Genomic DNA, 13,071 nt, shown 5'->3' on the forward strand with positions numbered 1-13,071 from the left:
ATGGGCCTACCTGAGTGGGTAGGTTGTCACCGTGGACCTCACCGAACTGGCGTCGCCCGCGTCCCGTCAGCATGTCGCCGACCACGCCCGAATCGTCGCCGAGCATGCTGACCGGCACGCGATCACGCTCGAATCTCTGCTCGCACTTCTGCGATCGCCTCGCCTCGATGACCGCGCAGCACGCAACATGGCGATCGAGGCGGCAACGAGCGCCTTGATCGGGCTGCGCGCTGTCACCGATCAGGAACGCAGCAGCATCCTCGAACCCGTCGTCGGAGCGTTCGCCCGACTGCAGAGCGACCTGCTCCCCCTCGTCCGGTTCGGCGATCTCGACGTGCAGTTCGTTGAGCCGCCCGCGACCGGTCGGGCACTCCCCGGAGAGGTCGCGCACGCGGCGCGCGCCATCGTCCGCAGCTCGGTGCTCGCACTCGCGGATCGCAGCGAGGCTCGGCGGGTGCGCATCCAGTGGGACTGCGACGGCCTAAATCTCCTGATCGGCATCCGAGATGACGGGGCCGGCGAACTTTCCGCACACGACGACTCGATCCGCCCAATCGTCGAACGCGTCACAGCCCTCGACGGCGCGATTGCGGTCTCCTCAACACCCGGCTGGGGGTCCTCAGTCGACATCCGCCTCCCCCTCGATCCGCCGGCGGAACCCGAGCCACTTCCGGAATTCTCACAACTCTCCATGCGCGAACGAGATGTGTTACGGCTTCTCGCATCGGGAGCGCGCAATGCCGAAATCGCGGAGGAGCTCCTCATCTCCGTCAACACGGTGAAGTTCCATGTGTCGAACCTTCTCCGGAAGGTCGGCGCGCGCAATCGGGCGCAGCTTATTGCAACGTCGAGATGATTTTCACCAGCGTCACCCGTGACCTAGGGCATGTCTGACAATAGCCGGGTCCAGGCGATGACGGCGTTGAGGATCACTGCGGCGCGATAGACGATTGAACCGTCCCCGGTTCTCTACCGCTCCTATGCGGGTGCCAGCCCACTAGTGTCGTCGCGCTCGTATCCTGAGCACCATGGACGGACTGGAGACGACCACGACGGGCGCTTCGGTATAGCCGAGGTTCTCGACCACATAGTCACGCGCTGCGCTGTTCTCGCGGATGTCTGCCTCGGTGAACGACGCGCCTCCATCCGCTTCTGATGCCTGCCGGCCGCGCGGTAGACGCTGCTGCGCGACGTGTTGAATAGCGTGGCGATCTCAGCCGGAGTCATCTCGTTGTCCGCGAGGTGCCTGGCGATCGCCGCATCCTTCTCGGGCGACAAGCTCGGCTGCCGGCCTTTCAACTTCGCCCGGACCGCGGGGCGCGCCATCGCCTCCTGGGTCCGGAGACTGATCCATCCACCCTCCGCCTCAGCCATGCCAGCGAGGAAAGTGAGAAACAGCTTCGACCACGGGTCGCGAGGGTCGTACGTGGTGCGCCCCATCTGAAAGATCACGCCGCGTTCGGTGAGCTCACGAACACGCCGGAGCGTCTCTTCCGCATTCCGCGCGAACCGGTCCAGCCGTGGGACGACGAGAGTATCCCCTTCTCGCACCGCGGCCATCGCTTCACGCAGCCCCGAACGCTCGAGGTTCTTACCCGTGAACCCCTCGTCGGTGTAGATCCGGTCGGGGGCGACACCCAGCTCGAGCAGGGCGAGGCGCTGCGTCTCGACGTCCTGGGCGATAGTGGACACCCGCGCGTAGCCAACGATCATCTGACCCTCCTCGTCGTCCCATATAGGGAACCGTCAGCGGGATTCCTTACGAACACGCTATATGGGACGGTCGACATCGTCGGTGGGGCACGTGATTCTGCCTGAGTCGTCAGCAAGCGCGCACGCTCGATGCCGTCCCACAAAGCGATCCCCTTACGGGCATGCGATCTGGGCTGACGCCTGTGAACGAGTGTTCAGTGCGCGCTGTATAGTTCAGTTCATGCTGACTATTGCTTCGCGTCTCGACGTGATGAACCGCCTGGGTCGTGCACTGGCCGACCCCACTCGATCTCGGATCATCTTGACCCTGCTCGACCATCCCGCTTACCCGGCGGAACTGGCCCGAGATCTGGACCTGACACGCCCGAACGTGTCCAACCACCTGGCATGCCTGCGCGATTGCGGGATCGTCGTCTCCGAGCCCGAGGGTCGTCGGACACGATATGAGATCGCCGATTCGCACCTGGCGCAGGCGCTGACGGCACTGGTCGATGCCACCCTGGCAGTGGACGAAGACGCCCCGTGCATCGATCCCGCCTGCTCGCTTCCCGGATGCGACGCAGCTGGGGAGGGCGCATGATCCTCACCTCGGTCTTGCAGGCGATGGGCCTGTTCGCAGCGACCAACATCGACGACATCATCGTGCTCTCCCTCTTCTTCGCGCGAGGGGCAGGCCAGCGCGGCACTACCGCCCGCATTCTGGCCGGCCAGTACCTCGGATTCGCCGGCATCCTCGGTGCCGCGGTCCTGGTGACCATCGGTGCCGGAGCATTCCTGCCCTCGGCAGCCATCCCGTACTTCGGTCTCATCCCTCTGGGCCTCGGCCTCTGGGCCGCATGGCAGGCCTGGCGCGGAGACGATGACGACGATGACGACGAGGCCAAGGTTGCCGGCAAGAAGGTCGGCGTGTGGACAGTCGCAGGCGTCACCCTTGCCAACGGCGGCGACAACATCGGCGTCTACACCCCTGTCTTCCTCAGCGTGGAACCTCTCGCAGTAGTCGCCTACTGCATCGTCTTCCTCGCGCTCGTCGCGGTCCTGGTGGCCCTGGCAAAGTTCGTCGCCACCCGCCCCCCGATCGCAGAAGTGCTCGAACGCTGGGAGCACATCCTCTTCCCCATCGTTCTCATCGGCCTCGGCATCGTGATCCTCGTCAGCGGCGGAGCCTTCGGACTCTGACGTAGCGGCAGCGATCCAAACGGCCCCGACCGGGCGCACCCCTCTCGGTTCAGACCGCGACACCTTCCTGCAGCCAGTCCTGCGTGATCGCGGCAACAAGACCGCCACGGAGCGCTGCAAAAACCCCGCCACCAAGCGAACGAAGCCACATGTCGCGCAGCTGCCCGTCGATGTCGACGGGCCTGCCGGAAACGATCGTTTTCGGCAGGAACGGACAGAGGTAACGAGGGTCAGGGGGCCGATGGTGAGGCGGGAGATTTCGCGGCATAGGCACGATCGGTGCTGAAGACTCGTTAGGAGCGCTCGGTTTCCTGCGCAACGAGGGACCGCGTTACCGCGGACGCCGAAGCTTGCCGGAAGACGGCATCATGACAGCGCCGCTCCCCAGCTCATGCCGACTGGCTCGGGTCGGAGTAAATCTGGCGAGGTTTAGTGAGACAGGTATGCTCACGCTCTCCGGGCCCTTTTCATTGACCCAATCGATCAAGTCCTCCGTGAGCTCTGGGTCGTTCATCTCACCGAACCAGACGGGGTCGGGCTCGGTATGGCGTGCTGCATCGCCGGGGACAACCACAATGACATTGGAGTGCTCACACGCATCGAGGCACTTGCTGGTGGCGACAAGTGCTGAGTCGGATGCTCCCTCTCTGACCCGGCGCAGCTGTTCCATATGGTTGATCTCGGGATGCTTGGTACGACTACCGCAGTCCCCGCCGCGGCACACCACGATGACAGGTTGGTCTTGCGTGTGCAGCTCATCGGATGTTCGCCGCTGAGTCTTTCGTTGCTTTGTCATGGCAGGAGACGGGTCACGGACGGGCCGTTGTGAGGGAGGTGACGCCTGTCTGATCCACCGTGACGACGTCACCGTCGTTGGTGATGGCGACAGCTTGCACGCTAAGACTGGTACTGCCGGCCTTGTCCCATCCGGTCGCGCCGGCAGTGGTGACCCATACGGTCCCTTCCGTGTCTACGCCCACGATCTGTTCGTGGTCGGGCGAGTTGTTCAGGAGCGCGATGGTGGGGGTGTTGGCCCAGTTGGTGAAGGTTGCTCCCGAGTCTGTGCTGGTCTGCAGTCCGTTCTCTGTGGAGGCGATGACGCGTTTGGTGGCGTCAACGACGAGGTTGTATGCGGGGAGGGTTGCGCCCGCGGGTTCCCAGGTGTGCCCATTGTCTTTGCTGATGAGGAGGTCGGGGCCGTCGGTGGCGATTCCGTAGACGACGCCCCAGGGGGTTCCGGCTAGGACGTGGAAGTCCTTCTCGTTGGTGAATGTCACAGGAGTCCAGGACATCGCCCGGGTGGTGCTTTGGATGATGCCCAGGTGTGGTGTTCCGAGCTCGGCCGGAGTGTCCTCACCGGGATGACCGGATGCCAGCAGGGTGTCTCCCGCAAGGGTGAGACCCATTGCGTCGAATCCGGGCCCGATACGGGCGCCGATCGCACCCTCAGCGGTGGCGGGGATGATTCCCGCGTGGGTGGCGACGAGGAAACCGTCGCCCGCGGGGTCAGTGACGACCCCGTGCACATGGGTGAGTTCCGGTTCGGGAGCCGCAGTGGCATCGCGGGGATTGGCGCCGCATCCGGTGACCAGCATCGCGGCGGCGATCGCTGCTGCTGAGGTCAAGGCGCGGCGGACGGAGTTGGCGGAGGACTTGTGGGCGCTGGGGATGGAGCTGCGGCGCATTGTCGGGACCTGGCAGGGGTCTGACCCGGGTGTGGAGCGCGGGAGCGCTCCACACGTTCGGGGTCAGAGCGTTGCGAGGATGTCCTCCATCTCCGTGATCTCCGCGGTCTGGGTGTCGACGATGTCTTGCGCCATCTGGGTCGCGCCCGGGTTCTGGCCGTTATTGACTTCGTCCTGCGCCATCTCGATCGCCCCTTCGTGGTGCGCCGTCATCTGCTCGAGGAAGAGTCGGGAGGCGTCGTTCCCGGTGGCATCATCGAGGGCCTGCATGTCCTCTTCGTTCATCATCCCGCTGCCGTGGTCCATCCCGTCCATGCTGTCCTTGGCGGGTTCGGCGCCCCACTCTTCCAGCCACTGTTCGAGCTGGTCGATTTCGGGTTGCTGGGCAGCTTTGATCTTCTCGGCCAGTGCGGTCACCCGCTCGTCGACACCGTCCTTGGCTAGGAGGGTGTCGGACATCTCCACGGCCTGGGTGTGATGCGGGATCATCATCTGCGCGAACATCACGTCCGCGTCGTTCGCGTTCGCGGCCTCCGCCGAGGGCGATGAGTCTCCATCGTGGTTCATTCCGGGCATTGAAGAGGAGTTTCCGCCGTCTGCGCACCCGGCAAGGGTGAGAGCGGCGGCGAGGGTGAGTGCGACGGTCGCCGCGGTACGAATCTTCATCAGGGTTCTCCAAATATCGGTGTACGTGACGCCAGCAGCTCGCTGGCAACAGAGCGGGACGAGCGGGTACGAGGTACGCCGCTCAGCCACGGCTCACGTGCGACTGATGCAGAGAACGGATAACGACGGTGTGGGAGGAACGTGGCCGCGAACCCATGCCCGGGCGACGGTGGGTGCTCTGCCGCGCAGCAGTCCCAGGAGGTGCCCGACCCGTGGGGAGAGCAGAACCGTGAGGGCCATTAGGGCGAGGATGCACGCCATCGCGAGCATGTCCGCGTGACCCCCGCCACAGTCGGCGCACTCCGTCGCGGCCGCCGCCTCGTGTCCGTCCGCGTGAGCTGCGCCGTGTCCGGTATCCATCAAGGCGGTGTGAGCCACTGTGGCGGGGTCGTGCCCGTGGGCGGAGCTGAGCGAGTGCATCGCGAGGAGCCCCAGGATCACCGCGCTCGTCACGGCCAGGAGGGTGAGAAGCGTGCGCGTTCGCGTCAGCGTGCGCGAGCGGTTGACGCTCTCAGCGATGTTGATCAGCGACACGATTCACCTCCTCCGTTCCAGGCTACGACCAGCGCCTATCGATCAGCGGCGCCCTGCCACCGCGTCAGGGGTGAGATCCAGTCGGCGCAGCAACTGCGCGTTGAGCGCAACGACGATCGTCGACAGGGACATCAGGATCGCCCCGATCGACATGGGCAGCACGAACCCGACCGGGGCCAGGATGCCCGCGGCAAGGGGAACGGAGATGAGGTTGTAACCGGCCGCCCACCACAGGTTCTGCTTCATCTTCCGGTAGCTCGCGCGGGACAGTTCGATCACCGACAGCACCGACCGCGGGTCGTCGCTAGCGAGGATCACCCCCGCGGAGGCGATCGCGACATCGGTTCCAGCGCCGATCGCGATACCCACGTCGGCCTGAGCAAGAGCGGGGGCGTCGTTGACGCCGTCACCGACCATCGCGACCTTCCGGCCCTCGTCCTGCAGCGCTTTCACCTTTGAGGCTTTGTCCTCGGGGCGGACCCCGGCGAAGTACCGGTTGATCCCGAGTTCCGCGGCGACGGACCCGGCGACAGCGTCGGCATCTCCGGTGATCATCACCACCTGCACGTCCCTTTCGTGAAGGGCAGCCACTGCCGCTCGCGACTCGGACCGCACCTCGTCGGCCAGGCGTAGTGCACCAGCGACCTGCCCGTCGATGAGGACGTGAAGGATGATCGCACCTTCCTTGCGCCACTCCTCCGCGACCGGCAACTCCGTGCCGCCTGCTTGTTCCAGCAGGTACGGTCCACCGACCTGCACGGCGCGTCCTTCCACCTGCGCACGCACCCCCACTGCGGGCGACGATGTGAAGTCGGTGGCAGCAGGGAGGCGTAGCAGCTTCTCTTTCGCGGCGTTCACAATCGCTCGGGCCAGCGGGTGCTCGGAGTCGGACTCCGCTGCCGCGGCGAGAGCGAGCAGCTCGTCCGAGGTGATGGCACCGGCGGGCTTGATCGCAGTAACCGCGGGGGTGCCCTTAGTGAGGGTGCCGGTCTTATCGAACAGGACCGTGTCGACGGTGCGCATGCTTTCCAGCGCGAGCCGGTCCTTGATGAGCACACCGCCGCGAGCGGCCCGCTCGGTCGCGATCGATACCACGAGAGGGATCGCCAGGCCCAAGGCGTGGGGACATGCGATCACCAGCACGGTGATGGTGCGGATCACCGCATCATCGGGCAACCCAACCAGCGTCCACACGATCGCGGTGATCACACCAGCGCCGAGCGCGAACCAGAACAACCACGCGGCCGCACGGTCCGCGATCCGCTGGGCGCGGGATGACGAGTTCTGCGCATCGGTGACAAGCTTCTGGATTCCGGCGAGAGCGGTGTCCTCCCCCACCGCAGTGATCTCCACCCGGACACCCGAGTCGGTCGCGACCGTCCCGGCGACGACCTGGTCGCCGTCGCTGCGGCGGACGGGACGAGACTCGCCGGTAATCATCGACTCGTCCATGCTGGCTGAGCCCTGCACGATCCGCCCGTCTGCGGGAACCCGCCCGCCGGGGCGGACGACCACAACATCCCCCACTTGCAGGTCCGCCGGCGCGACGGTCACGGTGTTGTCCCCGTCGACCTTCTCCGCTTCGTCGGGCAGGAGCGCGGCAAGGGAGTCCAGAGCGGACGTGGTCTGCGCGAGCGAACGCATCTCGATCCAATGCCCGAGCAGCATGATCACGATCAGCAGCGCGAGCTCCCACCAGAAATCAAGCTCATGATCGAGGACCCCAAGGCTCGCACCCCAGGACGCTAGGAACGCGACCGTGATCGCGAGGGCGATCAGCAGCATCATCCCGGGCTTGCGTGCCCGCAGCTCACTAACCGCACCGGTGAGGAACGGGGCACCACCCCACACGTACATGACCGTGCCCAGAACCGGAGAGATCCACCCCACCCACGCCGCATCGGGAAGCTCATACCCGATGAGCATCGCGAACATCATCGAGAACCCGACCACCGGAACCGCCAAGATCAGCATGATCCAGAACAGTCGACGGAAGCTCGCGACGTGGTCCCCGTGGCCAGCATGCCCGCCGTGATCAGCATGCCCATGCGCGGAATGACCCGATGCGGGCGCCCTCTCGTCGTTCGGGCTGTGACCCATCGCGGCATGGTCGTGCTCTGCAGCGACCGCGTAGCCCTGGTGGGCGGCGTGGTCGTGATGCTCGTGCTGGCTCATCAGAGCCTCCCTCTTTTCAGCGCAGCAGGTGCGCGGGTCAATCGGGTGCGCCGACCGCGTTCACGCAGTCGCGCTGGTCAGGGCGTACCCGGCCTCCTCGACTGCAGCCTTCACGGATCCCTCATCGATCGGGCGGTCGCTGTGGATGGTGACACGCGAAACGCCACCGGCATTCAGGTCGACAGTGACGCCTTGAACGCCGTCGATCGCGAATAGCTCCTCAGTCACACTGGACACGCAGTGCGAGCACGTCATGCCCGATACGAGCACCTCGCCCGTTACCGCCGACGTCGCGGCAGCAGTTTCGGACACCGATGATGTCGCGCAGCACGCACACCCCGCGTTGGCGTCCTTCAACCCAAGCTCGATGCGGTCAGTCATATCTCTCTCCCTAAATCAGTCGAATCATGAACGGACCAGGCGCGCGATCGCATCGTTTGCTTCCCGGATCTTCTCGGCCGCCACAGCGCCACCCTCGGCGGTGGCCTCAGCGACGCAATGGTTGAGGTGATCCCCCAACAACGACAACGCCACCGTCTCCAGCGCATTCGTCACGGCCGACACCTGGGTCAGCACGTCGATGCAGTACTTTTCCTCATCGACCATCCGCGCGATCCCGCGCACCTGCCCCTCAATACGGCGAAGTCGCTGCTGCAGATCGTCCTTGCTAGCGGCATACCCATTCATGATGGGCACCGTACCCCCCTAGGGTATGCAGTGCAACCGGTTCAGAGTCATCCGCCCCGATGCTGGCCGGCGGGACGCTCGTCGTGGGGCTGCTCGTCGCCGTGACACTCACCGCGCTCCTCACAGCCACCACGGCCGGCTGGCCCATGCTCCTGGGCACGTGGGTGTTGCTCGGTATGGCGGGGTAGGCGCTGGCGCGTCAGGAACGATCGTTTTCGGCGGGGGGATCGTGACCTACATTCAGTCAGCGAGAATGGATCGATGAGGCTGCACCGGGGTGCTCGCGCTGCGCGCGGTGGCCTGGTCGCGCTGTTTGCGACGTTCGTCGCGCTGATGTCTCACGTTGCGGGTGGCGGTGAGGTTCCAGGCTGGCTGGGGCTGTTCGTGCCACTCGTGCTGGCGGCTGCGGTGTCGACGGTCATTCTCGGCCACCGGTTGTCCATGGTGCGCCTGACGCTGTCGGTCACCGCCTCACAGCTGCTCTTCCATACTCTGTTCACTGTTGGGGCTCCCGGGGGCGCAGCTTCGCTCGACGGGTACGTGCACGGGCACCATCACACCGCGATGATCGCTACCGAAGCTGCTGCCTCGGCGGTGACGCATGATCACGGTGGCAGGACTATGTGGGTGGCCCACGCTGTTGCTGCGGTGATCACGGTCGCCGGCATCTATGTCGGAGAACGATCCGTGCTGCTGGCGGCCGCCGCGGTAGGCGAGGCCCGTGCGTGGCTGCGTCGGAAGACTGCGATCGTCGCCGCCCCCTCGGTCGTGATCCCGGACGGATCCCTCTGGGTGGTCGCCCCTGCGGCGCGTGCCCTGCGGTCGTTGTGCGTCCTCCCTAGTGATCGGCGCCGCGGGCCACCGCTGTCTTTCGGCATCTGACCACTTCACGCGACGGTCTCTCCGTCGCGGACCCGTGCGCGAATCGCGCCGGGTGTCAGTTCGTTCCCGCTCCCTGCCGGGAACTCTCCGAAAGGATGCCCATGCGGCATACACATCTCTTCAGCGGCGCTGCGGCCGCGGTCCTCGCAGCACTCCTCGTCACCGCCGGCGGTGCGCCGGCTTTCGCCCACGAGAGCCTGGCATCAAGCTCACCCTCCGAGGGGCAGCAATTCGACACTGCCCCGGAGCAGGTCGAACTCGTCTTCACCGCCGAAGTTCTCCCGGAAGGCGCAGCCATCGCCGTCGTCGACGACGCCGGCACAGACTGGGTTGACGGTGAGGCAACAATCGACGGCTCGACGGTAACGATCCCCCTCGAAACGGGTATGCCGGACGCCGGCTACGAAGTGCAGTGGCGGGTGGTGTCCGGGGACGGACACCCCATCTCGTCGACTATCCCGTTCGCCGTTGGTGACGCGGAAGTCTCGACCGAGACGCACGACGACGGGCACTCTTCCCACTCCGAAGACTCCGACCCGGACCATGCGGATTCGGAGACGGCAGGTGACTCCGCCGCACTCCCCGCGTGGGCACTCGTGACACTGGGTGTCGGTGGCGCTGTCGTTGCCGCCGGTCTCGCTTTCCTGGCCGTCATCCTCGTCCGCCGTCGCCGCACCTAACCAACGACGCGGCGGCAGCAACAGGGCGGCCCGGGCAGCACCTCACGGTGCGTGACCGGGCCGCCCTTCACATGTACTACTATCTGCGTATGCACGTAGATACGAATGGAGACGACCTCAATCCCGCCAGTGAGTATGTCGAGGTCGCCGTCGAAGTGTTCCGGCTCCTCGCTGACGCGACCCGTATCCGCATCGTGCTGGCGCTGCGCGACGGGGAGCTGTCGGTGAACCATCTCGCGGACATCGTCGACCGCAGCCCCGCAGCGGTTTCGCAGCACCTCGCAAAACTGCGGTGGGGGAAGCTCGTCCGGGTTCGCCAGGACGGGAACAAAGCGTTCTATCGCCTCACCGATGAGCACGCGATGCGGCTCGTCGTCGAGGCGATCCGGCAGGCGGAGCACGCCGTCGACGACGCCCCGGGACACCACGCATGATCCGCGTGCTTCGCAACCCCACCTATCGGGCGTTGTTCTCGGCCCAAGTGCTCGCCCTCCTCGGCACAGGTCTTCTCACCGTTGCTCTCGGGCTGCTCGCGTTCGACCTCGCGGGTGAGTCCGCCGGCGCCGTGCTCGGCACGGCGCTGACGATCAAGATGGTCGCCTACGTCGGCGTGGCACCGCTGGTCGCAGCCCTCGTTGACCGGCTTCCGAAAAAGGTTGTCCTGGTCGGTGCCGACGCGATCCGGTTCGCGATCGCGCTCTCTCTTCCGATGGTGACCGAGACGTGGCAGATCTACGTGCTCGTGTTCGTCCTGCAATCAGCATCCGCGACATTCACACCCGCGTTCCAGTCCCTCATCCCCAGCGTGCTCCCCGAGTCACGCGACTACACCCGCGCCCTTTCGCTGTCCCGCCTCGCGTATGACCTCGAAGCGCTGGTGAGCCCAATCATCGCCGCGGCGCTGCTCACCATCGTCTCCTACAACAACCTGTTCCTCGGGACCGCGCTCGGTTTCGCCTGCTCCGCAGTCCTGGTACTCATCGCGAAGCTCCCCGCTCGAGAACCCAACGCCTCGACCGACACGTTCTGGCAACGCCTCCCCACCGGCGTGCGCGTGTTCGCGCGGACCCCGACGCTGCGGTTCGTGCTGCTGACCAACGTCGTCGTCGCCGCGGGCACGGCGATCGTCCTCGTCAACTCCGTCGTCTACGCCCGCGGGGTCTTCGGGCTCGATGACACCGCGCTCACCCTCGCGCTCGCCTGCTACGGCATCGGCTCCCTGGCCGTCGCGCTCAACGTTCCCTGGCTCGTCGACCGGTTCGGAGTCATCCGCCCCATGCTCGCCGGTGGCACGCTCATCGCCATCGGGTTGCTCGCCGCTGTGGCACTCACCGCGCTCCTCACCGACACCGACGCCGGCTGGCCCGTGCTCCTGGGCACCTGGATGCTGCTCGGCATGGGCACCTCGCTTGTGAACACGCCGTCGTCCCGGCTGCTGGCCGAAGCCTCAACCCCGCAGAACCGAAACCTCGTCTACACGGCACAGTTCGCGCTCTCCCACGCCTGCTTCCTCATCACCTACCCGATCGCCGGGTGGCTCGGAGGCGCAAGCCTGCTGGCAGCAGCCGTAACCCTCGCCGCCCTCGCCATCGGAGCCCTCGCGGCCGCCACTTTCCAGGCACGGAAAGCACGCCCCGAACCCACGAGCCAAACGACCGCAAACGTCCGCCGAAACTAGGTATCGGGGACCGTTTCTGACCCCCAATATGGCGGGGTAGGTGCTGGCGCGTCAGAAACGATCGTTTCTGGCAGGCCTCGTCAAGCGTCAGCCCTTGGACGGCTTACGGCTCTCGCGCGCCTCCTGGGTGGCTCGATCGCGCTCGCCAATCAGTCGGTCGCGTTCCTCGACCAGCGCCTCCGCACGCGCTTCTGCTCGATCGGCCCGGGACCGTTCGCCGGCAAGCTCATCTGCTGTGAGCTGTGCGCGTTGCTCGGCCTCCGCTCGGGCACGCTCCGCGAGCTGCTGTGCCTCCTGCTGCTGCACCTTCGCGTCCGTCACCGCGCTGTCGAGCGCATCCTCAGCCTTGGCGAGGTCATCCGTGAGCGCGTCGCGCTCTGCCTCTAGCTGCGTAAGACGCTGCTGCCAGCCCTCCCGCTCGGCGGCGTGCTCCGCCCGCGCGAGCACGACCGCCTCGGCCCAGATCGCATCGAAGCGAGTCCGTAGCGCGTCAGGGACACTCGGAACATCGCCCTTGCTCTGCTCGCGCTGATTCCACTCGCGTGCCACGTCCGCGGCGACAGACATCTTCACGCCGGAGCGCTCACGCACGGCTCTCGCCGTGACTGCGGCTCCCTCCGCGGCCAACGCTTCGGCGGCCGCAGCCGCGCGGCTCGTCGCGGCTGCCTGCTCGTTTACCTCGGCCATGCGACCACTTCCTTTCGTGAGTAACGTGGGAATCGTTGTTACTTGTTACCCATGTTACCCAGACACCTAGCACCTCGCGGGTGGATCCCTGTCTAGCTTGCGCGGGAGTGGTGGTGTCCGTTGTCATCGGCCTGTGTCTTCCTGTGTGAAGATACGCATCCGTTGCCGGGCGACCGCGAGGCCGCGCTGGCCTTTCTCGGTCGCGGAGTACAGCTTGCGGATGCCGCGCTCAGTTCGTTCGGTTCGTACGGTGAGGTAGCCGTCTTCGGCCATTCTGTGGAGCATGGGGTAGAGGGTGCCCGCTGAGAGGCGGTATCCGTGACTGGCGAGCTCCTCGATCATCCAGGCGCCGTAGATCTCTTCCTGTGACGCGTGGTGCAGCACGTGCATCCTGACGAGCCCAGCGAGGAGGTCACGGTACTCCTCCAGTTCGTCAACGGAAGGTTCGCTCGCCACTCCGGCTTTCTATCGGAGTTCGATATCGAATGTCGATAGGGCAGGTGAA

The 13,071-nt window shown here is 65.7% G+C and carries 17 protein-coding genes; 8 read left to right on the forward strand and 9 right to left on the reverse strand.

The window, feature by feature from the left end:
- Window positions 1-31 precede the first annotated feature (31 nt).
- Window positions 32-856 carry a helix-turn-helix transcriptional regulator gene (locus VC184_RS14675; RefSeq protein WP_323986750.1) on the forward strand — a complete coding sequence of 275 codons (825 nt, stop codon included), beginning with the start codon at window positions 32-34 and terminating at the stop codon, window positions 854-856.
- 122 nt (window positions 857-978) lie between these two features.
- On the opposite strand, the gene VC184_RS14680 is transcribed toward VC184_RS14675, so the two are convergent.
- Window positions 979-1,713: a recombinase family protein gene (locus VC184_RS14680; protein ID WP_323986751.1), complete on the reverse strand. Its 735-nt coding sequence runs from the start codon at window positions 1,711-1,713 to the stop codon at window positions 979-981.
- A 220-nt stretch (window positions 1,714-1,933) separates the two neighbouring features.
- Between VC184_RS14680 and cmtR the strand changes: the two genes are divergently transcribed.
- The gene (gene cmtR / locus VC184_RS14685; protein ID WP_006590980.1) at window positions 1,934-2,293 is read left to right on the forward strand and encodes a Cd(II)/Pb(II)-sensing metalloregulatory transcriptional regulator CmtR; all 360 of its coding nucleotides are present in this window, start codon (window positions 1,934-1,936) and stop codon (window positions 2,291-2,293) included.
- A complete protein-coding gene (locus VC184_RS14690; protein WP_016997609.1) occupies window positions 2,290-2,892 on the forward strand; it encodes a cadmium resistance transporter in 603 nt (200 codons plus the stop codon). Before cmtR ends, VC184_RS14690 begins: the two co-directional genes overlap by 4 nt.
- A gap of 809 nt (window positions 2,893-3,701) precedes the next feature.
- On the opposite strand, the gene VC184_RS14695 is transcribed toward VC184_RS14690, so the two are convergent.
- The 6 genes from VC184_RS14695 to VC184_RS14720 all read right to left on the reverse strand — a co-directional run bounded on the left by VC184_RS14695 (window position 3,702) and on the right by VC184_RS14720 (window position 8,639).
- Window positions 3,702-4,577 carry a beta propeller repeat protein gene (locus tag VC184_RS14695; protein WP_323986752.1) on the reverse strand — a complete coding sequence of 292 codons (876 nt, stop codon included), beginning with the start codon at window positions 4,575-4,577 and terminating at the stop codon, window positions 3,702-3,704.
- Window positions 4,578-4,640: 63 nt separating this feature from the next.
- A complete protein-coding gene (locus VC184_RS14700) occupies window positions 4,641-5,243 on the reverse strand; it encodes a DUF305 domain-containing protein (RefSeq protein ID WP_323987777.1) in 603 nt (200 codons plus the stop codon).
- Window positions 5,244-5,336: 93 nt separating this feature from the next.
- The gene (locus VC184_RS14705; protein ID WP_323986753.1) at window positions 5,337-5,777 is read right to left on the reverse strand and encodes a DUF6153 family protein; all 441 of its coding nucleotides are present in this window, start codon (window positions 5,775-5,777) and stop codon (window positions 5,337-5,339) included.
- A gap of 42 nt (window positions 5,778-5,819) precedes the next feature.
- Window positions 5,820-7,952 (reverse strand): heavy metal translocating P-type ATPase, encoded by a 2,133-nt coding sequence (locus VC184_RS14710; protein WP_323986754.1) that lies wholly within the window; start codon window positions 7,950-7,952, stop codon window positions 5,820-5,822.
- Between the two features lie 60 nt (window positions 7,953-8,012).
- A complete protein-coding gene (locus VC184_RS14715; RefSeq protein WP_323986755.1) occupies window positions 8,013-8,333 on the reverse strand; it encodes a heavy-metal-associated domain-containing protein in 321 nt (106 codons plus the stop codon).
- 24 nt (window positions 8,334-8,357) lie between these two features.
- On the reverse strand, window positions 8,358-8,639 hold the full coding sequence (locus VC184_RS14720) for a metal-sensitive transcriptional regulator (protein ID WP_323987779.1): 282 nt from the start codon (window positions 8,637-8,639) through the stop codon (window positions 8,358-8,360).
- Between the two features lie 59 nt (window positions 8,640-8,698).
- On the opposite strand from VC184_RS14720, the gene VC184_RS14725 reads away from it, so the two are divergent.
- The 5 genes from VC184_RS14725 (at window position 8,699) to VC184_RS14745 (ending at window position 11,879) form a co-directional block, all read left to right on the forward strand.
- Window positions 8,699-8,827 (forward strand): hypothetical protein, encoded by a 129-nt coding sequence (locus VC184_RS14725; protein WP_323986756.1) that lies wholly within the window; start codon window positions 8,699-8,701, stop codon window positions 8,825-8,827.
- 73 nt (window positions 8,828-8,900) lie between these two features.
- Complete coding sequence (locus tag VC184_RS14730) at window positions 8,901-9,521, forward strand: hypothetical protein (protein ID WP_323986757.1); 621 nt, start codon at window positions 8,901-8,903, stop codon at window positions 9,519-9,521.
- Between the two features lie 101 nt (window positions 9,522-9,622).
- Entirely contained in the window at window positions 9,623-10,201 is a 579-nt protein-coding gene (locus tag VC184_RS14735) for a copper resistance CopC family protein (RefSeq protein ID WP_323986758.1), read from the forward strand.
- Window positions 10,202-10,290: 89 nt separating this feature from the next.
- Window positions 10,291-10,635: an ArsR/SmtB family transcription factor gene (locus VC184_RS14740; RefSeq protein ID WP_282501776.1), complete on the forward strand. Its 345-nt coding sequence runs from the start codon at window positions 10,291-10,293 to the stop codon at window positions 10,633-10,635.
- Complete coding sequence (locus tag VC184_RS14745) at window positions 10,632-11,879, forward strand: MFS transporter (RefSeq protein WP_282501775.1); 1,248 nt, start codon at window positions 10,632-10,634, stop codon at window positions 11,877-11,879. The genes VC184_RS14740 and VC184_RS14745 overlap by 4 nt, the downstream gene beginning before the upstream one ends.
- A gap of 87 nt (window positions 11,880-11,966) precedes the next feature.
- Here the strand turns inward: VC184_RS14745 and VC184_RS14750 are convergent, their stop codons facing one another.
- Window positions 11,967-12,566: a DNA-binding protein gene (locus tag VC184_RS14750; protein WP_282502681.1), complete on the reverse strand. Its 600-nt coding sequence runs from the start codon at window positions 12,564-12,566 to the stop codon at window positions 11,967-11,969.
- 123 nt (window positions 12,567-12,689) lie between these two features.
- A complete protein-coding gene (locus VC184_RS14755; protein ID WP_269268751.1) occupies window positions 12,690-13,022 on the reverse strand; it encodes a PadR family transcriptional regulator in 333 nt (110 codons plus the stop codon).
- Between the last annotated feature and the right edge of the window lie 49 nt (window positions 13,023-13,071).

The organism is Microbacterium plantarum, assembly GCF_035231185.1.
GTDB lineage: Bacteria > Actinomycetota > Actinomycetes > Actinomycetales > Microbacteriaceae > Microbacterium > Microbacterium plantarum.